The organism is Mesorhizobium sp. B2-3-7, assembly GCF_006442695.1.
Taxonomy (GTDB): Bacteria; Pseudomonadota; Alphaproteobacteria; order Rhizobiales; family Rhizobiaceae; genus Mesorhizobium.
In genome coordinates, this window is sequence record NZ_VFVV01000001.1 from 715,099 (window position 1) to 737,875 (window position 22,777).

General features: G+C 64.6%; 18 protein-coding genes. 7 read left to right on the forward strand and 11 right to left on the reverse strand.

Annotation, left to right across the window (positions count from 1 at the left end):
• Positions 1 to 2: 2 nt before the first annotated feature.
• The 3 genes from FJ940_RS03620 to FJ940_RS03630 are packed head-to-tail and all read right to left on the reverse strand — an operon-like array spanning position 3 to position 5,217.
• The gene (locus FJ940_RS03620) at positions 3 to 1,544 is read right to left on the reverse strand and encodes a 6-hydroxynicotinate reductase (protein ID WP_140655308.1); all 1,542 of its coding nucleotides are present in this window, start codon (positions 1,542 to 1,544) and stop codon (positions 3 to 5) included.
• Positions 1,541 to 4,360, reverse strand: coding sequence for a molybdopterin-dependent oxidoreductase (locus FJ940_RS03625; protein ID WP_140655310.1), 2,820 nt, complete (start codon positions 4,358 to 4,360; stop codon positions 1,541 to 1,543). Before FJ940_RS03625 ends, FJ940_RS03620 begins: the two co-directional genes overlap by 4 nt.
• Positions 4,357 to 5,217 (reverse strand): xanthine dehydrogenase family protein subunit M, encoded by an 861-nt coding sequence (locus FJ940_RS03630; protein ID WP_140628673.1) that lies wholly within the window; start codon positions 5,215 to 5,217, stop codon positions 4,357 to 4,359. Before FJ940_RS03630 ends, FJ940_RS03625 begins: the two co-directional genes overlap by 4 nt.
• A gap of 332 nt (positions 5,218 to 5,549) precedes the next feature.
• Here FJ940_RS03630 and pncA point away from each other — a divergent pair, with 332 nt between their 5' ends.
• On the forward strand, positions 5,550 to 6,164 hold the full coding sequence (pncA, locus tag FJ940_RS03635; protein ID WP_140514339.1) for a bifunctional nicotinamidase/pyrazinamidase: 615 nt from the start codon (positions 5,550 to 5,552) through the stop codon (positions 6,162 to 6,164).
• 73 nt (positions 6,165 to 6,237) lie between these two features.
• Positions 6,238 to 7,620: a sodium:proton antiporter gene (locus FJ940_RS03640; RefSeq protein WP_140493430.1), complete on the forward strand. Its 1,383-nt coding sequence runs from the start codon at positions 6,238 to 6,240 to the stop codon at positions 7,618 to 7,620.
• A gap of 48 nt (positions 7,621 to 7,668) precedes the next feature.
• Here FJ940_RS03640 and FJ940_RS03645 read toward each other — a convergent pair whose 3' ends face one another.
• From FJ940_RS03645 to pncB, 7 genes are all read right to left on the reverse strand, one after another.
• Positions 7,669 to 8,391, reverse strand: coding sequence for an ABC transporter ATP-binding protein (locus FJ940_RS03645; RefSeq protein ID WP_140628679.1), 723 nt, complete (start codon positions 8,389 to 8,391; stop codon positions 7,669 to 7,671).
• Positions 8,388 to 9,113: an ABC transporter ATP-binding protein gene (locus FJ940_RS03650; RefSeq protein WP_140655313.1), complete on the reverse strand. Its 726-nt coding sequence runs from the start codon at positions 9,111 to 9,113 to the stop codon at positions 8,388 to 8,390. Before FJ940_RS03650 ends, FJ940_RS03645 begins: the two co-directional genes overlap by 4 nt.
• Positions 9,110 to 10,072, reverse strand: coding sequence for a branched-chain amino acid ABC transporter permease (locus FJ940_RS03655; RefSeq protein ID WP_140491386.1), 963 nt, complete (start codon positions 10,070 to 10,072; stop codon positions 9,110 to 9,112). The genes FJ940_RS03650 and FJ940_RS03655 overlap by 4 nt, the downstream gene beginning before the upstream one ends.
• Complete coding sequence (locus FJ940_RS03660) at positions 10,069 to 10,950, reverse strand: branched-chain amino acid ABC transporter permease (protein ID WP_140491384.1); 882 nt, start codon at positions 10,948 to 10,950, stop codon at positions 10,069 to 10,071. The genes FJ940_RS03655 and FJ940_RS03660 overlap by 4 nt, the downstream gene beginning before the upstream one ends.
• A gap of 183 nt (positions 10,951 to 11,133) precedes the next feature.
• Positions 11,134 to 12,438: an ABC transporter substrate-binding protein gene (locus FJ940_RS03665; protein WP_140655316.1), complete on the reverse strand. Its 1,305-nt coding sequence runs from the start codon at positions 12,436 to 12,438 to the stop codon at positions 11,134 to 11,136.
• Positions 12,439 to 12,594: 156 nt separating this feature from the next.
• Positions 12,595 to 14,034 (reverse strand): hypothetical protein, encoded by a 1,440-nt coding sequence (locus tag FJ940_RS03670; protein ID WP_140491380.1) that lies wholly within the window; start codon positions 14,032 to 14,034, stop codon positions 12,595 to 12,597.
• A 200-nt stretch (positions 14,035 to 14,234) separates the two neighbouring features.
• Positions 14,235 to 15,539, reverse strand: a complete 1,305-nt coding sequence (gene pncB, locus FJ940_RS03680) for a nicotinate phosphoribosyltransferase (RefSeq protein ID WP_140655318.1) — start codon at positions 15,537 to 15,539, stop codon at positions 14,235 to 14,237.
• 194 nt (positions 15,540 to 15,733) lie between these two features.
• Here pncB and speB point away from each other — a divergent pair, with 194 nt between their 5' ends.
• A complete protein-coding gene (gene speB / locus FJ940_RS03685; RefSeq protein ID WP_140524199.1) occupies positions 15,734 to 16,789 on the forward strand; it encodes an agmatinase in 1,056 nt (351 codons plus the stop codon).
• Positions 16,790 to 16,837: 48 nt separating this feature from the next.
• On the opposite strand, the gene FJ940_RS03690 is transcribed toward speB, so the two are convergent.
• The gene (locus tag FJ940_RS03690) at positions 16,838 to 18,241 is read right to left on the reverse strand and encodes an MATE family efflux transporter (protein WP_140524197.1); all 1,404 of its coding nucleotides are present in this window, start codon (positions 18,239 to 18,241) and stop codon (positions 16,838 to 16,840) included.
• Positions 18,242 to 18,495: 254 nt separating this feature from the next.
• Between FJ940_RS03690 and FJ940_RS03695 the strand changes: the two genes are divergently transcribed.
• The 4 genes from FJ940_RS03695 (at position 18,496) to FJ940_RS03710 (ending at position 22,771) form a co-directional block, all read left to right on the forward strand.
• Positions 18,496 to 19,413 carry an AraC family transcriptional regulator gene (locus FJ940_RS03695; RefSeq protein WP_140649649.1) on the forward strand — a complete coding sequence of 306 codons (918 nt, stop codon included), beginning with the start codon at positions 18,496 to 18,498 and terminating at the stop codon, positions 19,411 to 19,413.
• A 241-nt stretch (positions 19,414 to 19,654) separates the two neighbouring features.
• Positions 19,655 to 20,926, forward strand: coding sequence for an extracellular solute-binding protein (locus tag FJ940_RS03700; protein WP_140655321.1), 1,272 nt, complete (start codon positions 19,655 to 19,657; stop codon positions 20,924 to 20,926).
• 154 nt (positions 20,927 to 21,080) lie between these two features.
• Positions 21,081 to 21,947 (forward strand): sugar ABC transporter permease, encoded by an 867-nt coding sequence (locus FJ940_RS03705; protein WP_140655324.1) that lies wholly within the window; start codon positions 21,081 to 21,083, stop codon positions 21,945 to 21,947.
• Positions 21,948 to 21,958: 11 nt separating this feature from the next.
• On the forward strand, positions 21,959 to 22,771 hold the full coding sequence (locus FJ940_RS03710) for a carbohydrate ABC transporter permease (RefSeq protein ID WP_140559032.1): 813 nt from the start codon (positions 21,959 to 21,961) through the stop codon (positions 22,769 to 22,771).
• The last annotated feature ends 6 nt before the right edge of the window (positions 22,772 to 22,777 follow it).

Sequence of the window (22,777 nt, forward strand, 5' to 3'; positions counted from 1 at the left end):
CGTCATCCGGCCCCGTTCGCGGGCGCGCGCCGCAACTGCGCCAGCGGTGGCCACGGGTTGCCGGCCGGCGCACCGTCGCCCCGGCGCGCGTTCAGGTACTCGCCGCCCTTGGCGACGACATCCTCTACGCTGCGGATCTCGGCTTCGTAGCCGCCGAGCCTGATATAGTCGTCGCGGCGCAGCGTGAATTCGATCGGCGCCACCAGCGCCGGCGTCGGCACATAACCGAAGGCGCCTTCCGGCACGCGCGTCACATCCACCATCAGCGTGATGCCGCCGCCCGGCCAGACATAGACCGGCGCGCCGCCGACCGTCACATAGGTGGTCAGGCCCTGCACGGAACGCGTCAGGTTGACGGGATTCTCGGTGACGCCGGCGCGCAGCGAACCGCCGGCGCCGCCGATGAACAGCACGGTGCACAGCGCCGGTTCGCAATTATCCTCGATCAGCCCCACGGATTTCTGCAATCGTTCGGGGAATGGCTTTTCGACTGGCTTCAACTGGTCGTCGAGTTCGTAATAGGCGAACTGCTCGCCGGTGGTCGAAACCATCAGCAGCGACAGGCCGGGCCGCGCGCCCTTCTTGGCGTTCCATTCGCCCAGGATCGACAGCGGGTCGGATATGCTGGTGCCGCCCCAGCCGAGGCCGGGCTCGGAGACCTTGAAATAGCGCCCAGGCGTCGAGCGGCGGCCGATGATCTTTATCCCCGTGTCCTGCCAGCCCAGCACCTTGCCGGCCTGATGCTCCGAGACGACGCCGGTTATGTGGTCGTCGACCACCACCACCTCGTCGACCAGCCCGCGCCATTGGGTGGCGAACATGCCGATGGTCGCCGACCCGCAGCCGACCCGCATGCGGTGCTCCTGCTTGCCGTCTATGACGGGCGGTTTGCCGGCTTCGACTGTTACGGTGGCGCCGCCATCGATGGTCAGTTCCACCGGCTTGCGGTTGCACAGATCGAGCAGCGCATCGCAGGTGGCGCGGCCTTCGGCCTTGGAGCCGCCGGTCAGATGATGCACGCCGCCCAGCGACAGCATCTGCGAGCCATATTCGCCCGTCGTGACATGACCGATCGCCTCGCCTTGCGACCGCACGACAGCCGTTTCGGGTCCGATATGACGGTCGGTGTCGATCTTCACCTTGACGCCGCAATAGGAGAAGATGCCCTCCGTGACGACGGTGACGAGATCGACGCCCTCGACCTGCTGGCTGACGATGAAGGGCGCCGGCTTGTAGTCGGGATAGGTGGTTCCTGCCCCGATCGCCGTGACGAAGCGGCGGCCGGTGTTGACCAGTTCGCCGTCCCAGGCCTCGCCCTCGGCGACGAAGGGCACGACAGCGCCGCCGATCTCGGCGGTATGATCGAGAATGGTCAGCGGGTCCATGCGCACGATCCGGCCGCCGGCATTGCCGTAGCGGTCGCAAGCGCCGGTGCGGCCATCTGATATGTAGCACATCACAGGGCAGGCATCGCAGCGGATCTTCTCCGCCACCAGCTTCTCGCCGGGATCATGGGTTTCGAAGCGTTCGGCAAGCTCGCTCATCGGCATGCCTCCTTCTCGCGGATGGCGGCGCGGATCCGGCCCGGCGTCGCCGGAACTCTGGTGACCAGCACACCAGTGGCATGGCGGATGGCGTTGAGGATCGCCGGCGCCGTCGGGATCAGCACATGTTCGCCCAGGCCCTTGGCGCCGAATGGCCCTTCCGGGTCTGGCACCTCGATCAATATCGTCTCGATCGGCGGCACGTCGCCGATGGTCGGAATGAGATAATCGTGCAAATTCTCGGTGCGGCCGGGAATATACTCTTCCATCAGCGCCATGCCGATGCCTTGCGCGATGCCGCCCTCGATCTGACCCTCGACCAGCAGCGGGTTGATCGCCTTGCCGACATCGTGCGCGGCTGTGATCTTGACCAGCTTGACCGTGCCGAGCTTGAGGTCGACCTCGAGCTCGGCGATCTGCGCGCCGTAACCATAGACCGCATAGGGCTTGCCCTGGCCCTTGGCGTCGAGCGGCAGCGTCGGCGGGTCGTAGGTCTCCTCGGCGCGGAAGACGAAGCCGTGGATATCCGCTTCGAGTGTGCCAAGATCGACACGGCGGACCGCCTCGCCCTCACGGATGACGATCGCCGGACCTTCGAGCTGAAGCGACGCTTTTTCCGAGACATTGGCAAAGCGCAGGATTTTTTCGCGCAAGGCGCGGCCGGCCTTCTCGGCCGCCTTGCCGGTGACGAAGGTCTGGCGCGAGGCCGAGGTCTTGCCGGCATCGGGAGTAATCGCGGTGTCGGCGTTTTTCAGCCGGAACCTTTCCAGGGGCAGGCCGAGCGCGTCGGCGCAGATTTGCGTGATGACGGTGTTGGAGCCCTGGCCGATATCGACCGCGCCCTGGTGCAGGATGATCTCGCCTGAAGCCGCGATGCCGACCCGGATGGTCGACGGATTGGGCAGCGAGGTGTTGCCGCAGCCATACCAGCAGGAGGCGATGCCGACGCCGCGCTTTTTATCCACGTTGGCACTGTTGAAGGCATCCGCGTCAGCCACTGCACGCGCCCAATGCGGCCGCAGGGCATCGAGGCATTCGGCAATGCCGACGCCCGATTCCAGTCTCTGTCCGGTGACTGTTTCGGATCCGTTACGAAGGCAGTTTCTCAAGCGGAAGTCGAGCCGGTCGATGCCGAGCTTGCCGGCCAGCTCGTCGTACAAGGTCTCCTGCATGATCGTCGCCTGCGGCACGCCGAAGCCCCGGAAAGCGCCGGAAATCGGCCCATGCGTATGCACGGCGCGGCCTTCCGCGCGGTAATTCGGGGTGGCATAGGGACCCGAGGCATGCACCGGCACGCGGTTGGCGACGGTCGGTCCCCAGCTCGCGTACGCCCCGGTGTTGAAATCGCCTGAGAAAATCATGCCCGTGACATGGCCCTCGGCGTCGGCGCCGATGGTCGCTTGCATCTGCGCCGGGTGGCGCTTGGTGGTCGACATCATCGATTCATTGCGCGTGTAGGCAAGCGCCGCCGGCCGCCCGGTCCTCATCGCCACCAGGCCGATCAGCGGTTGCAGGGACACGTCGAGTTTGGAACCAAAACCGCCGCCCGTCGCGGTCGGCACGATGCGCACCTTGTCGACGGGCAGGCCCAGCACCTTCGCCGTGTCGTCGCGGTCCATATAGGGCGCCTGCGTGCAGGCGACGACGACCAGCGTGTCGCCATCCATATAGGCATGGCCGGCTTCCGGCTCGATATAGGCATGCTCGACATAGGACGTCTCGATCGCACCGGTCACGGTGCCAGCGGCATCGGCAAGCGCCGTCTCGGGATCGCCGCGTTCGACGAAGCCCTTGGTCAGAAGGTTGGCCGGACGGTTCGCATGGATCAGCGCCGCTCCTTCGGCCTGTGCCTCGCAAGGCTGCAACAGGTGTGGCAATTCGGTCCAGCGGATCGGGAAATCCGACAGGTCGAGATCGAGCATCGCCTCGCGCTCGCCGGCAACAAGTGCCACCGCCTCGCCGCGAAACCGCGCCAAGCCTTCGGCGAGAGCCGGCTGGTCGGCAAACGGACCGATGACGCCGAAACAGTTCTTTCCCGGGATATCGGCCGCCGTGAAGACGCCGGCGATGCCGGGACGAGCTTTTGCCCAGCCGTCGAGGTCGCCGAAGGCGAAACTGGCATGGTAGTGCGGCGAGCGGATTACCAGCACCGCCAGCGCATCGGCCGGGAACGAATCGCCGCCGAATTTCTCACCGCCGGTCACCTTCGGCACGCCATCGAGCCGGATCGGGGAGGAGCCAATGGCGTGACCGGACCGAGGCAGACGGAAATCCAGGCTTGCAGCCTGGGCGGAGGCATCCATCACAGCAGCGACGATCTTCCGGTACCCGGTGCAACGGCAGAGGACACCACCAAGCGCGTCCTGCACTTCGATCTCGCTCGGCCTGGCTTTCTTGTCCAGCAGGGCCGTCGCCGCCACCAGCAGGCCCGGCGTGCAGATGCCGCACTGCGCCGCACCATGCGCCAGGAAGGAGGCCTGTAGTGCCGACAGCCGGCCATTGGCGAGCCCTTCAACCGTCGTTACCGACGCTCCGGCGGCCGACGCCGCAGGCATCAGGCAGGCGCAGACCGGATCGCCATCGACCAGCACCGTGCAGGCGCCGCAGTCGCCGGCGTCGCAGCCGACCTTGGTCCCGGTCAGCAGCAATTCATCGCGCAGCACCGCAGACAGCCGGCGCAGCGGCGGCACGTTGACCGAGACGGCGGCGCCGTTGACCGCGAAGGTGATCTCCGCGCGTGCCAGGCCAACTGCATCACTGCCGGATAGGGCCCCGCCGGGTCGAGCCTGGCTGATGTGAGGCTGAGCTTTGTTCATGCCGCCACCCTGTCACCGCTCATCGGCCCCGCCGCCGCAAGCACGGCGCGGACAACGATTTCGCGCGCCGCGTCCTGCCGGTATTCGGCGCTGCCGCGCACGTCGCCGATCGGCGACAGCTCTTCCATCGGCGCGGCGAGGACCGCTGTGGCCAGCCCATGATCCGCCGCCAGTCCGCGCAGGGCCGCCTCGACCCCGCCGAGCCGCTTTGCAACAGCCGAGCAGGAACCGACGGCGACCGCCGCTTGCTCGACGATGCCGTCCTGCACGACCAGGCGTGCCCCCACCATGGCGATCGAGATGACGAGATAGCGCCGCGCGCCGAGCTTGACGAAAGCCGACATACCCGCGCCGGCCGCTTTCGGCACGCGGATGGCGGTTACCATCTCGCCGGGCCGCAGGTCCGTGCGGCGATTGCCGAGGATGAATTCCCGGAGCGGCAGGTGGCGCACCGCTTGCGCCGAGCGCAGTTCTATCTCGGCGTCGAGCACCAGCAGCGCCGGCACGCCATCCGCGGCCGGCGAAGCGTTGCAGAGATTGCCGGCGATCGAGGCGACATTCTGGATCTGAACGGACCCGACCTCCCGCGCGGCCGCTTTCAGCGCATCGAAGGCCGGCGGCAAGGGATGGCGAACGATATCGGTCCAGCTGGTGCGCGCCCCGATCTGCCAGTGCGTTTCCGTTTCCGCAATGCCGCGCAGCGCGGCCAGCCCGTTGATGTCGAGCACATTGTCGCGGAAAGGCTTGTTGCCTTGCGCCGGGTAGAAGTCGGTGCCGCCGGCAAGGATGCGCCACGAAGCTTCGCCAAGCAGGGCGAGCGCCTCGTCGACCGTGGTGGGTTTCGCGTAACGGATCACGCTTTGCCTTCCCAGAAAAAGGGCCTTTCCGAGGGAACTTGCCGGCGTCCGGGCCCGGCTTAAATTCATTCGTATGCAAATGATATCAAGTCGGCGGAAATTGTCAAAGCCGGAGTTTGCGCAGCACCCGCACGGCTGCCGCCGCCACGCATTTGTTCTCCGCAAAATCTAGGTGCTGGGGCGCCCTTTGCGCGTTCGGGGTTGCGCCCGGCGCTCTAATGGTTGACGCGGCCCGCCATCTGGTCAAGTTTCTCCCTCCGGTCGCGCCAGCGGCTTTCTTTCGCCGGGATCCCTCTGGGAGCCCGCGCCCGATACCGACAGGAAGGAACCCCATGGCCGAAGAAGCGCTTGTCGTCATCGATCTGCAGAACGACTTTTGCCCTGGCGGCGCGCTGGCTGTGACCGGCGGCGACGAGATCGTGCCGCTGGTCAACGACCTGATCCGGCGAACCGATCATGTCGTGCTGACGCAGGACTGGCATCCAGCCGGCCATTCGAGCTTTGCCTCAAGCCATCCAGGCGCCCAGCCTTTTGAAACCATCGAGATGCCCTACGGCCAGCAGACATTGTGGCCGGACCATTGTATCCAGGGCAGCCTCGGCTCGGATTTTCACTCGGGTCTTGCCTGGACCAAGGCCGAGCTGGTCATCCGCAAGGGATTTCGGCCTGATATCGACAGCTATTCGGCCTTCTTCGAGAACGACCACACGACGCCGACCGGCCTTGCCGGCTATCTCAGGGAGCGCGGCATCGACACTCTGACCCTGGTCGGCCTGGCGACCGATTTCTGCGTCGCCTTCTCGGCGCTCGACGCGGTCAAGCAGGGGTTCAGGACCACTGTCAGGCTCGATGCCTGCCGCGGGATCGACCTCAACGGTTCGGTCGAGACGATGTTGGCAAGGATGCGCCAAGCAGGCGTGACGCTCGAAGACCACGCGGCGGACTGACCTCATCGTGGGAGAAGAGAAGGGGTCGATAGGGGCGACGGCTTTGACGGCAAGTGCCGTGGTGGCTGTCGCGATGCTGTTACCGGGAACGGCCTTCGCCGCGGAAGAGCACGGCCTGCCAGGCCGGACGATGTCGCTGTGGTGGGCGCTGCCCTTTGCCGGGCTGTTGCTGTCGATCGCCACGGGACCGCTGCTTTTCAACCATGTCTGGGAGCATCATTACGGCAAGATTGCTGCATTTTGGGCGGCTCTCGTGGTGGTGCCGCTCGCATCGGCCTTCGGCACGACGGTGGCAACGGAAGCGGTGCTGCATGCGCTGCTCACCGAATACATGTCGTTCATCATTCTCCTGTTCGCGCTGTTCACCATTTCGGGCGGCATTCTCGTGGCCGGCAACATCCACGGCACGCCATTGGTCAATGCCGGGCTGCTGCTCATCGGCGCCCTGCTCGCTTCCGTCATCGGCACTACCGGCGCCTCGATGATCCTTATCCGGCCGCTCATCCGCGCCAATGACAACCGGCCGTTCAACGCCCATGTCATCATCTTCTTCATCTTCCTGGTGTCCAACATCGGCGGTTCGCTGACGCCGCTCGGCGACCCGCCGCTGTTCGTCGGCTTCCTGCGCGGCGTCGATTTCTTCTGGACCACCGCCAACCTCTGGCGCGAGACCCTGTTCGTCAGCGTCGTCGTGCTCGCCGTCTTCCTGGCGATCGACACCACGCTGCATCGCCGCGAAATGGGCGCGCCAAAGATCAAGGACCCGACGCCGGACACGAAAGTGCGCATCCGCGGCCTGCCCAACCTGCCGCTGCTGGCCGGCGTGATCGGTGCGATCCTGCTTTCGGCCACATGGAAGCCCGGCATCAGTCTTTCCATTCAGGGGGTGGACCTCGAGTTGCAGAACCTTGTGCGCGATGTCGTCATCCTGGCGCTTGCCTTCGTTTCGCTGGCCGTCTCGCGCAAGGAGTATCGGCAGGCGAACGGTTTCAACTGGGGGCCGATCGCGGAAGTGGCGAAACTGTTCGCCGGCATCTTCGTCTGCATCGTGCCCGTCGTCGCCATCCTGAGGGCCGGCCACGAAGGCGCGCTGGCGCCGCTGGTCGCGCTCGTCACGTCAGCGCAGGGCATGCCCAACGATCTCGCCTATTTCTGGCTGACCGGAGCGCTGTCGTCCTTCCTGGATAACGCTCCGACCTACCTGGTGTTCTTCGAGCTGGCCGGCGGCGCTCCCCGGCATCTGATGACGGAGCTCGCTTCGACCTTGGCGGCGATCTCGGCGGGTGCGGTGTTCATGGGCGCCAACACCTATATCGGCAACGCGCCGAACTTCATGGTCTACGCCATTGCCCGGCACCGCGGCGTGAACATGCCGGGTTTTTTCGGCTACATGGCGTGGTCGGGCGCGGTGCTGATCCCCACGTTCTTGATGGCGGGCTTCCTGTTCTTCGGGTGAGCCGGCGAGGACGCCAGGCCCTTACCTTCCACAGGGGAGGGCAAATCCTCAGCCTACGCCGACATAGCGCCTGACCGCCGACGGGTCGGCGCGCAACGCCTCTACGTCGACCGTCTCGCGGTTGCGGCCATTCTCGATGAAGGCGACGCGGTCGGCGACCGACAGCACGGCGTCGACCCGCTGCTCCACCAGGATGGTGGAAACGCCCAGTTCGCGCAGCTTCGCCACCGTTTCGCGGATTTTTGCGATCATCGACGGCATCAGCCCTTCGGTCGGCTCGTCGAGCAGTAGCACCTGCGGTTCCAGGCAGAGCGCGCGTGCCATGGCCAGCATCTGCTGCTCGCCGCCCGACAAGGTGCCCGAGCGCTGCCTGAGCCGCTGGCGCAGCAGCGGGAACAGGTTGAGCACGTTTTCGCGCACGGCCTTCCCCTTGCCGCGCGCCATCAGCCCGATCTCGATGTTCTCCGCCACCGTCATTTCGGCGAACAGCCGCCTGCCTTGCGGCACATAGGCAATGCCGGCTTTAGGCACCTCGTGGGCGGCCAGACCGGTCAATTCCTGGCCTGCGAGGCTGATCGAACCGGCACTCGCCCGGACCAGCCCCATGATGGCTTTCAGCGTCGTCGTCTTGCCGGCGCCGTTGCGGCCGAACAGGCACAGCACCTCGCCCTTGTTCAGCGCCAGGTCGAGCCCATAGAGCACCTGAACCTCGCCGTAGAAGCAGTCCAGTCCCGCGATTCGCAACGCTTGCGTCTTGCTCGTCTCGGTCATAGGGCGGTCCCCAGATAGGCTTCCTGCACCGCCGCATTTTCGCGGATCGCCTCCGGCGTGCCCTCTGCCAGGATCTTGCCGGCGTTGAAAACGGTGATGCGGTCGGCAAGCTGCATGACGACAGGCATGTTGTGCTCGATGAGGAGCACGGTGGCGTTCCTGGCGATCTCGCGCACCAGGGCGATGAAATTGTCGATCTCGCTGTCGGCGAGCCCCTGCGTCGGCTCGTCGAGGATCAGCAGGCGCGGCTTCAGCGCCAGGCCCATCGCCACCTCCAGCAGGCGCTGGTGGCCATAGGACAATTGACCGGCCGGCATATGGGCGCGGTCGGCCAGCCCGGTGCGTGCGAGCGCCGACATGACAGCGGCCTGTATCGCGCTCTTGGAATGGCCATGCCGTAGCGTCAGTTGCACGGGCAGCGCGACGTTGGCGTAAACGGACAGGTTGGCATAGATGCTGGTGATCTGGAACGTGTAGGCAATGCCTTGGCGGACCCTGACATAGGCCGGCAGGCCGGTGATGTCGGAGCCGTCGAAAACGATCGATCCGGACGAGGGCGGGATTCGGCCGCTGATCAGGCTGACGAAAGTGGTCTTCCCGGCACCGTTGGGGCCGATGACGGCGCGGATTTCGCCCGGCACCAAGGTGAAATCGACGCTGTCGACGGCGCGCAGGCCGCCGAAATTGCGCGACAGGCCTTTGGTGGTCAGAAGCGGCGTCATGGCAGCCATCCGAGCCAGCGCTGCCGGATGCTGCCCAGAATGCCTTTCGGGAAGAACAGCACCAGCAGGATCAACGCGACGCCGACGATCAACAGGTAGGCGGAGGTGAAGCCGCTGGTGACGTCGATGACATAGTACATGAACAGCGTGCCGATCAGCGGTCCGAGCGTGGTGGCGGCGCCGCCGAGCAGCACCCACAGCAGCGGCAGGATCGAGTACTGTACCGAGGCGAAGCTCGAGCCGACATAGCCGAACAGCAGCGCATAGGCAGCGCCCGACGCCGCGCAGATGGCGCCGGAGACGACCACGGCGGCGAGCTTGTTGGAGAAGGTGTCGTACCCCAGCATTTTGGTCCGTTCCTCGTTCTCGCGGATGGCGACCAGCACGCGGCCGTATCGGGAGCGGACGACGGCCAGCGTGACCAGAAGCACGAGCGAGAACAGAGCCAGCGCGCTCATGTAGCGCACCGTCGGATTGGTGAGATCGAGCGACGTCGCGCCGAAATTCAGGACGCGTGCCGGCTGCGGCACCACCATGCCCTGGTCGCCGCCGGTCCACGCGGCAAAATAGAGGATGAGGAGGTAAAAGACCTGCGCGAACATCATGGTGACGATCATGAAGGCGACACCCGTAGTGCGCAGCGCCAGCAGCCCGATCACCAGTGCCAGCACCGCGCCGCAGGCGATACCGCTCAACAAAGCCGCCGGCACGCTCCAGCCAAGCTGGATGACGGCAAGGCCGGCGCCGTAGAGGCCGGCGCCAAAGAACATGGCATGACCGAGACTGAGCAGGCCGACATAGCCGAACAGCATGTTGTAGCCCATGGCGAAGACCGCCAGCACCATGATGCGGGCGACGAGGCCGTGATGATAATCCGGCAGCACGAAGCTCAGGACAAAAAGCAGCGCGATGACGCCGAGATGCAAGCCATAGGCTTTTGCCGGCGAGGTCTCGCTCATCGCGTCGCCGTCCCGAACAGGCCCTGCGGCCGGAACACCAGCACCATGGCGACCAGCAGCGTGGCGATGATCTTGGCCAGCGTCGGCGAGAAGAACATCGAGATGATGCCGTCGGACAGGCCGATCAGCACGGCGGCGATGACGGTTCCGCGCAGCGAACCGAGGCCGCCGATGATGACGACGATGAAGGAAAGCAGCAGCGGGTCCTGCCCCATCAGATAATGCGCCTGGCTGATCGGCACGATCAGCACCGCCGCTATGGCCGCCAGCATGGCGCCGAGCGCGAAGACGCCGCCATAGACTCGATCGACAGGGATGCCGAAGGCCTGTGCCGTCTCGCTGTCATACTGCGTGGCACGCATGACGAGGCCGACCCTGGTGCGCGTCAGCACCAGCCATGTCACGACGAGCAGAAGGACGGATGCCGCGATGATCGACAGCTTGTAGCCCGAATAGCCGAACCACGGCAGAAGGATGCGATAGCTGAAGGGCGGCTCTACCGGGCGCGCTTCCGGACCATAGAAGGTCAGCGCCAGCTGCTGGATAATGTAGAGCATGCCGATGGTGGCGACGATGGTGGCTTCCGGATTGTAGTTCAGCCGGCGCAGCACCAGCCGCTCGGCCACCAGTGCAAGGGCGCCGACGACCAGCGGTGCGATGATAAGTGCCGCCAGGAACCCGAGCGCCGGATGGCCTCCGATCGCAGTCGTGATCGCCCAGGCGAGCACGGCGCCCAGCATGAAGAACTCGCCATGCGCGACGTTGACCACGCGCATCACGCCGAACACCAGCGACAGGCCGAGCGCGGTCAGCGCCAGCACGGCGGATGTGACGAGCCCTTCGAGGGCGGCAAGGAGGAGGTGGGGTCCGAAATGCATGGGTTAGGCACTCACCGATAGCGCAATCGCGCCCCTTGAGGGGGGTGAGAAGTGGTCCGCGCAGCGGACGGAAAGCCAATTGCTTGGCTTTCCGAACGACGAACGCCCGGAGCGACAGCGAAGGGCCGGGTCCGGCAGGACAGAGGGGGGTGGCTTGGCGCTCACGCTTGCTGTTGAGCCGGCCTACAACGCCTGCGTCGTATAATCCCCCTCGGCCTCGTAAAGCCCGTCCTCGATCTTGGTCTTGTGCACCACCTTGAGCTTGCCGCCTTCGACCTTGGAGATGTTCTGGATGCCGAAGCACTGGTGGATCTTGCCGTTGAAGGTCTTTGGCCCTTGCGGATGCTCCGGGCCTTCGGCGAATTCGGTCAGCGCCTCGGTCGCCTCGACCAGCTTGGCGCGGTCTTCCGGGCCCTTGTAGCCGGCGTCTTCCATCGCCTTCTTGACGACGTAGAGCGTCTCCCAGCAGCCGAACATATGCGCGGCGGTGGAGACATCCTTGGGGTCGCCGACGGCCGCGCCATTGTCATCGATGCCGACGGCGGCGCGATAGGCCTTCTGCGCCTCGGAATCGTCCGTCTGGGCATAACGTGGCGAGCCTTCCCAGAAATGGCTGCCGTCCAGGAATTCGAGCCCGGGGCTGTTGATGTCGACGGCTTCGAGCGAATCGATGAAGCCGAACAGCTGCGGCCGGTTGGAGCCGTAGAACTCGCCAAGCTCCTTGACGAAGGTGAGCACCGCCGGGCCGACCATGCCGTGGTAGATCACCTCGGTCTCGGCCGGAATCTGCGGGAAGTATTTGGTGAAGGAGCTCTCCGTCGGCGGAATGGCGATTTGCGCGATGACCTCTGCGCCCTGCGCCTTCAGCGCCGGCGGGAGGTAGTCGCGGTGGTCGTAGCCGAAAGCGAAATCGGGGAAGATCTGCGTCACCTTCTTGCCGGCATTGGCCGCGATCCACGGCGCCATCGACTGGATCTGGCTCTTTACGTCCGTGATGCCGGGCTGGAAGACATAGCGGTTGAGCTTGGTCGAGGCGACATGGTGGCCTTCGCTGACGACGAAATAGGGCATCTTGGCTTCCCCGGCGGCGGGTGCCGAGCCGATGACGACGTGCGAAAACAAGGTGCCGAAGACGATGTCGGTCTTGTGCTGGGTGGCGAACTTGCCGACCACCTCGGCACCGCGGCCGGGATCGGTGCCGTCATCCTCGATGATGACCTCGACCGGCCGGCCATTGATGCCGCCGGCCGCGTTGATCGCCTTGACCGCCGCGGCCGTGGTCTTCTCGTACCAGCGGCCATAGGCGGCGCCGATGCCGGTTCGGTGCGACTGGAAGCCAATCTTGATCGGGGCGGAGCTTTGCGCCTGGGAGTAGCGGACGAAACCGGGCGCGACCGCCAGGCCGGCGCCGGCGGCCAGACCCTTCAGCGCGGTGCGGCGGGTGAGACCGGCCTTGGAGAGATCGAAAAACCCATTCTTGTCAGTCACGGCAGTTCCCCTGTTTTTGAGTTTTGACCAATGGCTGGAACGTAGCAGACCGCTTCCTGCGGACGGCCGAAATTGCATGTGTACAAACTAAATCACCAAAGTCCGGACACGGCAATGCCGTTTCCCCAGGGGGATCCCGGTTTATTTCCACCGCGTCTAGCCAACGGTCGGCGTGGCGAGCAGCCAGAGGCCGAAGACGGTGTAGGCGATCATCAGCAAGGTGAGCGGAAACTGGCTGAGCGCGGCGCGAGCGGGAACCGGATGCAGGCGTGCGGCGAAGCCGTGGGCGACGAGCACGGCAAGCAGATGACCGAGAATGATGGCACCGGCCTGGATGTTCCACAGCCACCATGCCGAGCCCGCGCCGGCGACGATGCCGGCTTCGATCTGCATGTCGGCGGTGCCTAAAAGGTTCCAGCCGAGCGCAAACGGATCGGACAGTGCCGCAAGCGCATACTGGCCGTCGACCAGCAGCGCCGTCAGGTAATGCGCGATGTGGTAGGCGAGCGCGATCGGCACGATCGACCAGACCAGCAGCCCCGTCGCCTCGCCAAGCCTGTGGCCGTCGCCGGCGAGCTTCTGGCCGACGACCACGGCAAGCAGGAAGACCGCCGCAAGCAGCATGAATGTCAGGACGAGGCCAAAACTGCCACTGCCGATCACCGCCGTGCGGCCGGGGAATTCAAGCGGATTGATGCCGAACAGGCCCAGCCAGAAGAAGGTCTTCGACAGGCCGTCATAGGAAACCGAGGACAGGGCGAGCAGCAGGAAGGCCACGCCGCTTGCCGGCAAAGGCGCGGCGGTCAGCAGCTTGGCGCCCGGCCAGCATAGCGCAAGCCGGCCGCGCTCGTCGCGCACGAGCGGCGCGAAGCGTGCCACCATCGAGAAAAAGACGGTGAGGAATTCGCCGCTACGGGCCCACGCCCCATAACCGAACGACAGCATCGCCAGCAAGGTGAACAACCAGTAGAGGCCGGCGGCCCGGGCCAGCCGTGTCGGATCGTCGGGCGCCGGATCGATGAGCTCGAACCAGGCAAAAGCGAAGAACAGGAGGACAGCCGGCCAGTATCCGAGCCATGATGGAAGGCGCCTGGCCGCTTCACCGCCCCTGCCGGCCAGGCGCGACAGGAGACGCACCGGCCCGTACCAGGGATTGAGCCAGGACCAGAGGTCGCCGAGGAAACCTTGCAGGAGCGTGAAGCCGGCCCACAGCAGTGTCCAGATCACCAGAGGCAGCGGGTTGGAGAGCGGATCGCGGCTGCCGAGAAAACCCGCGGCAATGAGACATGCAAAGCCGGCAAAGGATATCAGGCTGGCAGCGGTGCGGGCATCATCACCCAGTGTGAACAGTGGCAGGCGCCGCCGCCAGAAACGATCGAGCCGATGCGCCGGCAGCAGCGCCAGCACGAGGAAGCTGGCGGCCACGGCGAAAGCGCCGCCGACAAGGTAATAGCCGGTCGGGAGAAGCAGGACGTGGCCGCGGTCCGAGGCGTGGGCGAAGGCTGGGGTGGGTGAGAGGAGCAATAGAGCGATAGGCAAAGATGCTAATGACCGACGACGGCACTCTACGGCGCCCCCCTCTGTCCTGCCGGACATCTCCCCCTCAAGGGGGGAGATTGGCGGTTTCTCTGTCGGCGCTTCCCTTGCAACGCCGGAGGTTCGCGAAGACGAAGATGACAGCATGATCTCCCCCCTTGAGGGGGAGATGTCCGGCAGGACAGAGGAGGGCGCCAAGGAACTCAGCCTATCCGACTTTGCCGTCTCGTATGGCGATGCCGGAAGCACCGGTGGTGCCCTCACACCTTGATCAACTGCTCCACCCGGTCCTTTTCACCGAAGATGCGCAGATACCGCTCGATCTCCTTGAGGTCGCCCGTCGCCTTGGCCGGATTGTCGGAGAGCTTGACCGCTGGCCGGCCGTTGGCCTCGGTCACCTTGCAGACCAGCGATATGGCGTCGAGGCTGTCGGTTGCCGTAGGCGCGCAGCCCTCGAAATCATTGGTCAGGTTCGTGCCCCAGCCGAAGGACATGCGCACCTTGCCCTTGAAGTGGCGGTAGGTCTCCTCGATGGTCTCGACCTCGAGCCCGTCGGAGAAGATCAGCAGCTTCTGCCTGGGGTCCTTGCCCTTCTCGCGCCACCAGGACAGGATCTTCTCGCCGCCCTCGATCGGCGGCGCGCTGTCGGGGCGAAAGCCCGTCCAGTCGGCCACCCAGTCCGGCGCGTCGCGCAGGAAGGAAGCCGTACCGAAGGCGTCGGGCAGCACGATCAGCAAATTGCCGCCATAGTAGCGCTGCCAATCCTGCAGCACCTTGTAGGGCGCCTGTTTCAATTCCTTTTCCGAATTGGCCAGCGCCCCAAGCACCATCGGCAGTTCATGCGCGTTGGTGCCCAGCGCCTCGAGGTCGTTGTCCATGGCCAGAAGCACGTTGGAGGTGCCGGTGAAAGCCTCGCCGATGCCTTCCTTCAGCGCTTCCACGCACCAGCGCTGCCACAGGAAGGAATGGCGCCGGCGCGTGCCGAAGTCGGAAATACGGATGCCGGGCAGCGCCTTCAGCCGTTCGGTCTTGGCCCACATCTTGGCCTTGGCGCGGGCGTAGAGCACGTCGAGCGTGAAAGGCCCGAACGACCGCAAGGCGGCGCGCGAGCGCAATTCGTTGATGATGGCGAGTGCGGGTATCTCCCACAGCGTGGTGTACATCCACGGGCCGCTGAAGGAGAGTTCATACTGCCCGCCGCGCCTGGAAAGCTCGTAGTCGGGCAGCCGGAAATTCTCCAGCCAGGCCAGGAATTCCGGCTCGAAGATCTGCTTGCGGCCATAGAAATTGTTGCCCCCCAGCCAGATCATCTCCTTCTTGGAGAAGCGCAAGGTGCGGGCGTGGTCAAGCTGTTCGCGCAACTCGCCCTCGTCGATCTCCTCGGCCAGCCGCACCGAAGTGGTGCGGTTGATCAGCGAAAAGGTGGCGTCGACCTTGGGGTACATGCCCCAGATCATCTGCAGCATCAGAAGCTTGTAGAAATCCGTGTCCAGCAGGCTGCGCACGATCGGGTCGAGCTTCCAGGTGTGGTTGTAGACGCGCCGCGCAATATCGGTCCTGGCCATGTCTCGTTACCGCCTTCGCTGCCTGCCGCCCATGATCGCGACAGGCCTCATAGCATCGAATTGGCAAAAGCGCTGCCCGGTTTCAGGCTGGCCCGACAAAAAGAAAGACGTGCGGCAGCCAACCCGTCCGAACGCAATTGATTTTTCCAAAGCGCTACCGGACACTCCGGAGAGACAGACAGGAGAAAACCGACATGGGTTATGACAGCGGCAAGCTCGACGCCTTGCGCCGCAAATATGGCGAGAGCCATGGCGGCGAGATGTTCGACCCGAAGTTCCGCAAGGTCGCCGACAAGATATTCTCCAAGTCGGGCACGCGGCTGGCGCCCTATTCCGGTATCCCCACCTTCCTCGCCGCACCCTATCGCGAAATATCGGCCGACAACCCGGATTTCGGCGATTTGCAGGTGGCGATAACAGGCGTGCCGATGGATCTCGGCGTCACCAACCGGCCGGGCTCCCGCTTCGGGCCGCGGGCGCTGCGCGCCATCGAGCGCATCGGCCCCTACAATCACGTGCTGGAATGCGCACCGACGCATGAGCTCAGGGTCGCCGACATCGGCGACGTGCCGTTCCAGAGCCGCTACCGGCTCGAGACCTGCCATGAGGACATCGAGCGCCGCACCAACCAGATCGTCGATGCCGGCGTCATTCCATTGTCGGTCGGCGGCGACCATTCGATCAGCCATCCGATCCTGAAGGCCGTCGGCAAGAAGGCCCCGGTCGGCCTCATCCACATCGACGCCCATTGCGATACAAGCGGCTTGTTCGACATGACCAAGTTCCACCATGGCGGCCCGTTCCGCAACGCGGTGCTCGATGGCGTGCTCGACCCGACGCGCACCATCCAGATCGGCATCCGTGGCTCGGCCGAATATCTGTGGGAGTTCACCTACGAATCCGGCATGACCGTGATCCATGCCGAGGAGGTGACCGGCCTCGGTATCCCCGCCATTATCGGGAAAGCGCGCAGAATAGTCGGCGACGGACCGACCTATGTCTCCTTCGACATCGACAGCGTCGATCCGGCCTTCGCGCCGGGCACCGGCACGCCGGAAGTCGGCGGCCTGACGACTCGGGAAGTGCTCGAACTGCTGCGCGGCCTCAAAGGCCTCAACATCGTCGGCGGCGACGTGGTCGAGGTGGCGCCGCAATATGATGCGACCACCAACACCGCGCATGCCGGCGCCCAGGTGCTGTTCGAAATACTGAGCCTGATGGTGTTCAGCCCGGCGCTCAAAAACAGCTGACGCCGACAATGACGGAAAGGCCACCGGACAACCCGGCGGCCCTCTGCATCAGTGTTCGAACACCAGCGGCGGCGCGAGGCGATCCCGCCGTAGCCAGCGCGCCAGAAGCAACGCCGCCACCACCGCCAGTCCGCTGGACAGCCCGATCCAGATGCCGACGCCATGGAAGCCGAAAGGGAAGGCGAGCAGCACGCCCAGCGGCAGGCCGACGCCCCAATAGCCGATCGCGGCATAGATCATCGGCACCTTGGTGTCGTGCAGGCCGCGCAGCATGCCGGCGGCAACCGCTTGCGCGCCATCGAAGACCTGGAACAGGGCCGCGAAGACCAGGAACGATACGGCAAGCGTGATCACCCTGGCATTGGCCGGATTGGCCAGGTCGATGAAGGCGCTGATCAGGAGATGCGGCCACAGGATCATTATCAGGCCCATCAGGGCCATGAACGAGACGCCGATGACGAAGGCGGTCCAGCCGGCGCGCGAGACGCCTTCCGGATTGCCGGCGCCATGCGCAAGCCCGACGCGCACCGTCACCGCTTGGTTGAGGCCGAGCGGCACCATGAAGGAGATCGACGCGATCTGGATGGCGATGGCGTGCGCGGCAAGCGAATCCGCGTCGATAAGGCCCATCAGCAGCGCCGCGGCATTGAAGATCGTCACCTCGAAAGCAAGGATGCCGGCGATCGGCAGGCCAAGCCGTAGCAGGCCCTTGAAGCGCGGCCAGTCGGACCGCCAGAAGCGGCCGAACAGATGATAGCGCCTGAATTTCTTCTCCCACATCACCACGGCGGCCATGCCGACGAACATCAGCGTTGAGGACAGCGAGGTGGCAAGGCCCGAGCCTGATATGCCCATGGCCGGGACGCCGAGATTGCCGAACATGAACACCCAGTTGAAGAGCGCGTTGCAGGCGACGGCGACGAAGACGATGATCAGCGCCCAGCCCGGCCGCTCCAGCGCCGAGATGAAGGAACGCAGCACGATATAGCCGTAGAAGGGCAGCACCGCCCATTCCAGCCAGCGCAGATAGATGCCGGCGCTGTGCGCCAGAGCCGGTTCCTGGCCCATGGCGAGCAGCACGTTCTCGCCGTGCCAGAGGAAGATCCAGATCGGGATGCAGATGAGGATCGCCAGCCACAGGCCCTGGCGCACGGTGCGGCGCAGGTCGCGCACCGAATGACGGCGGCGGCCGAGCTCGGTCGCCATCATCGGCGAGGTCGCCAGCATCAGGCCGAGGCCGAAGATCAGCGGCATGAAATAGAGATTGGCGCCAAGCGCGCCGCTGGCCAGCGTGTCCGCCCCCAGCCTGCCCATCATCATGACGTCGGTGGCCGTCATGGCGGTCTGGCCGAGATTGGTCAGCACCATCGGCCAGGCGAGCGCCAAAGTCGCCCTGATTTCCTGACGCCAAAGATTTTCCGGCGCGCGAGCGCCGGCTTCGATCGCAGACATTGTTCCGCTCTTTCAAGGTCGCGGCGCGTCGGCAAAAAGCCGGAAGCCGCGTGTCAAACGGCAAAACCTTCGGTTTCGCGGCGTTTGCGCCGTCTCTTGAACGAAATGCGACATGAAGGCAAGGGACGAGGCACCGGAAGAGATTGAGCCAGCGGCATGTCAGGGAGATGCCTGCGTCTCGTTCCCTTGCCGGCCGGGGGCTGCTACGGATCACCAAGAGACATGAGCAGCCGGCGAATTGCCGGGAGGGAAGGATGCAGTTCAGGCGCAGGAAAAATCCGGCCGCGATCCCGCGCACGGCGCCGGCCTTCGAACATATCGTCACCGAGGCGAGCGACAGTTTCCTGTGGCGGCTGGACGACTATCCCTGGGAGCGCAATGTCTGGAATTTCCATCCTGAGTACGAAATCCACCTCTTGCGAAAATCTTCCGGCGTCGTGCTGGTCGGCGACCACATCGGCGAGTTCGGGCCGGGTTACCTGACCATCGTCGGCGGCGGGCTGCCGCATGATTGGGTGACGGCGGTGCAGCCGGGCGAGCTGATCGAAGGCCGCGACATCGTCCTCCAGTTCGATGCCGAGAGGCTGCGCGGGTCGGCTGGCCTGTTGCCCGAACTGCGCGAACTGGAGCCGTTCCTGGAGCGGTCGCTGCGCGGCATGGTTTTTCATGGCCGCACGGCACTGGAAGGCGCCGAGATGATGGAACGGATGGGGGAGGTCAGCGGGCTAACCAGGTTCTGCCTGTTCCTGAACCTCGTCGATCTCCTCGCCAGGACCGACGAATACGAGCTGTTGTCCTCGCCGGATTTCTCCCCGGTTCTGGATGCCGCCTCGCTCGACATCATCCAGCGCACGCTGACCTATCTGTTCCAGCATTTCGCCGATGATCTGAAGCTGCCTGATGTGGCGGCGGTCGCGGGAATGACCGAGAGCACATTCTCGCGCTTCTTCCAGAAGAACACCGGCAATTCCTTCAGTGACCACCTTGCCAAGCTGAGGCTGTGGCAGGCCTGCAAGCTGCTGGCCGATACCGATATTCCGATCACCGACATCTGTTTCCAGGTCGGCTACATGAACATCTCCAATTTCAATCGCGCCTTCATGCGCAAGCACAAGATGACGCCGTCATCCTATCGCAAGCTGTCGCGGCAGCGGTTGGCGATGCGCGCGTAAGCACGCCCTAAAATCACTGTCCCAGAGTCCGATCGATACTCATGTGAGATTGGCCGCAACCGGATGCCGGTTTTTGCGCCGCACAATGCATAAAAGTACAGGTCTTCTGCAACGGGGCTTCTAGCGCGAGCCGCTGCAACTCCGCATTTTGGCGATGGGTGGCAAGTCGCTCGGGCGATGGTGAGGATCGCGCAACCCGAGGACGTCCGCTTCCTGCGACGTGTTCCTGGAGGAGAAAATAATGAAACCAATTCGGCTCGCTGCCAGCCTTGGTGCAGCTTTCATGCTTTCCGCTACCGTTTCAACCATCGCTTTAGCGCAGGCGCCGGTCTGCTCGGCGCCGGTCAAGGTGCTGGCGCAGCCACGTGACGGCCTGACGCTTCTGGAGGACTCCAAGGCCGAGTTCGAGAAGCTTGCCGGCGCCGGCTTCCAGATCGATTACCTCAACGAGAACGACCGCCGGGCAAAATCGCGCGCCGACGCGTCCACGGTCGGCAACTACAACGTCTACTATGTCGACGAAGCCAATGTCGCGCTGTTCGCTTCCTCGAAATGGATCGTGCCGCTGGCCGACTATTATCCGGCCGACTACGACTATGCCGATTTCGACCCCGGCCGCCAGAAGGTCGCCACCTATGACGGCAAGGTCTGGTTCGCGCCGCTGACCGGCGGCGGCGACCTGATGGTCTATCGCAAGGACGTGCTGGAGGCCGCCGGCATCCAGCCGCCGAAGACGCTCGACGAGCTGATCGCCGACGTGCCGAAGCTGACCAATCCGGACAAGGGCATGTACGGCATCGCGCTGCGCGGCGCGCGCGGTTCGGGCGCCAATGTCTGGCGCTGGATGCCCTTCTTCAAGGCCTATGGCGGCCAGTGGTTCGACGGCGACAAGCCGGTCTTCAATTCGGATGCCGCGGTCAAGGCGACCGAGACCTACCTGAAACTGTTCAAGGATTCGGCGCCCGGCACGCAGACCGGCAGCTGGGATGAATCGACTGGCGCCTTCCTGTCGGGCCAGGTCGCGATCCTGGTCGAATCGACGCCGCTGTCGGGCATGGCGGTCGACCCGAAGACCTCGCAGGTCGTCGGCAACATCGGGTTCCTGCCGCCGCCGTCGCCACTGCCCGGCGGCGGTTACGGCCATGGCCTCGCCATCGCGGCGAAGGCCAATGCCGACGACGCGTCGAAGAAATGCGCCGGCCTGTTCATCGCCTGGGCAACATCGAAGGAAAACGAGAAGCGCCGGCTCGACGCCCACCAGTTCGGCGAGCTGAACCGCACCAGCATCCTGGCCAGCAAGGAATTCGCCGATATTTACGGCGCCGATCTCGGCCAGGCACTGGCCGAAACCGGCAAGGTCACGGCGGTCAATTTCTGGCAGGACCCGCGCTGGCCCGATCTCGGCGACCGCTGGGGCATCATCCTCGAGGAACTGGTCACCGGCACCCGCACCGATATCAAGGGCGGCCTCAACGAACTCGAGGCTTATGCCAACGAGCTGGTGAAGAAATAAGCCATCCTCCCCCTGCGGCGCGCGGTCCACGGCATTCGGTGGAGCGCCGGAACCTGTGCGCCGCAGGTCTTGGTTCATCATTGCGGTTTGAGCCAGCCTTCGCGCGAAAGGTCAGTCATGCTCAATCGTTCGAGACGCAGCAGAGGTTAGACAGATGCCGCGACGCTCATCCCTGCCGGTCACCTTCGTCGTGCCGACACTTGCCATCCTTCTGGTGCTGTCGATGGTGCCGACGCTCTACGCGGTCGTCATCGCCCTGCAGAACCGTGAACTCAGCTCGACAGCCTATTCCTATGTCTGGTTCTCGAATTTCGCCGACCTGTTCGTCGACCGCCGCTTTCTCAACGCCGTCTGGGTGTCGGTGAAATGGGAATTCGTCACGGTTATCGCGACGATGACGGTCGCCATCGGACTGGGCGTCCTGATGTTCGAGGTCGCCTCGCCGCGCCTTCGCAACGTCTATTGCCTGCTGTTCATCATCCCGGTCCTGCTGCCGCGCGTCTCGGCGGCCTTCGTCTGGAAGTTCGCCTACCATCCGCTCTACGGCATCGCCACTTACCCCTACCGGCTGCTGACCGGTGGGCTGATCTTCGATCCGCTATCCAAGCCGTCGACGGCGCTGTTCGCCGTCGCTTCGGTCGACGTCTGGCAATGGGGCCTGTTCTTCGCCGTCATCGTGCTGAAGCTCCTGGAAACGCTGCCGCCGCAGCCGATCGAGGCGGCCCGGCTCGACCATGCTAAACGCTGGCAGATCCACGCCTATGTGACCTTGCCGATGCTCAAGGCGCCGCTGATCAGCCTGATGTTCGTCAAGATGATCGAGTCGCTGCGCTCCTTCGACCTGATCTATGTGATGACCCGCGGCGGTCCGGGCGTGGCGACCGAAACGCTCGACATGTACGCCTTCTCGCAAGGCTTCATCGAGTCCGGCAAGGTCTCCTACGCCTCGGCGATGGCGGTGCTGATGATGATCGCCACGGTCATCACCTTCACCATGCTGTGGAGGCGGGTGCAGGCATGAGACCATATCGCATGAGACCCGGCCGCCTGATCGGCAAGACCGTGCTGGCGTTTGCAGGCTTCATGGCCGTGTTTCCTTTGCTGTGGACGGCGCTCAATTCGCTGAAGAACAATGTCGACATCATCACCCGCGTCCCGCGCCTGGTGTTCACGCCGACGCTGGCTAACATCAGCTATATCGTCGGCCGCGACAGTGTCATGACCGGCCTCTACAATTCGGTCGTCGCCTGCGGCTGCGCGGTACTGATCGGCGTGGTGCTCGGCCTGCCGGCGGCTTACGCGGTGGCGCGCTACCCGAACCGCTGGGCCGGCGACATCCAGTTCTTCGTTTTGTCGCTTCGCTTCCTGCCGCCGGTGGCGGTCGCCATCCCGCTGATGGTGATCTGGCTTCAGCTGGGGCTTTACGACACGCTCGCCGCGCTGATCGTCACCTATTGCCTGCTCACCATCTCGGTGATCATGTGGCTCGCCATTCCCGCCTTCCAGGCCGTGCCGAAGGAGGTCGAGGAAGCCGCCTTCGTCGATGGCTACGGCGCCTATTCGGTGTTCTGGAGGGTCGCGCTGCCGGTCGCGGCGCGCTCGCTGATCGGCGCGGTGGCTTTCAGTTTCGTGCTGGTCTGGAACGAGTTCCTGATCGCGCTGATGCTGTCGAGCTCCAATGCCAAGACCTTGCCGATCGTCGCCTCGGAACTCTCCCAGCAAGGCATGAATGTGCCGTGGGGAATCCTGAACGCCTCGGTCGTGCTTCTGTCGCTGCCGCCGCTGTTGTTTCTCGGCGTGCTCAGCGGCTTCCTGAATTCCGTTTTCCGGCAAAAAAAGACTTGAAGCGAG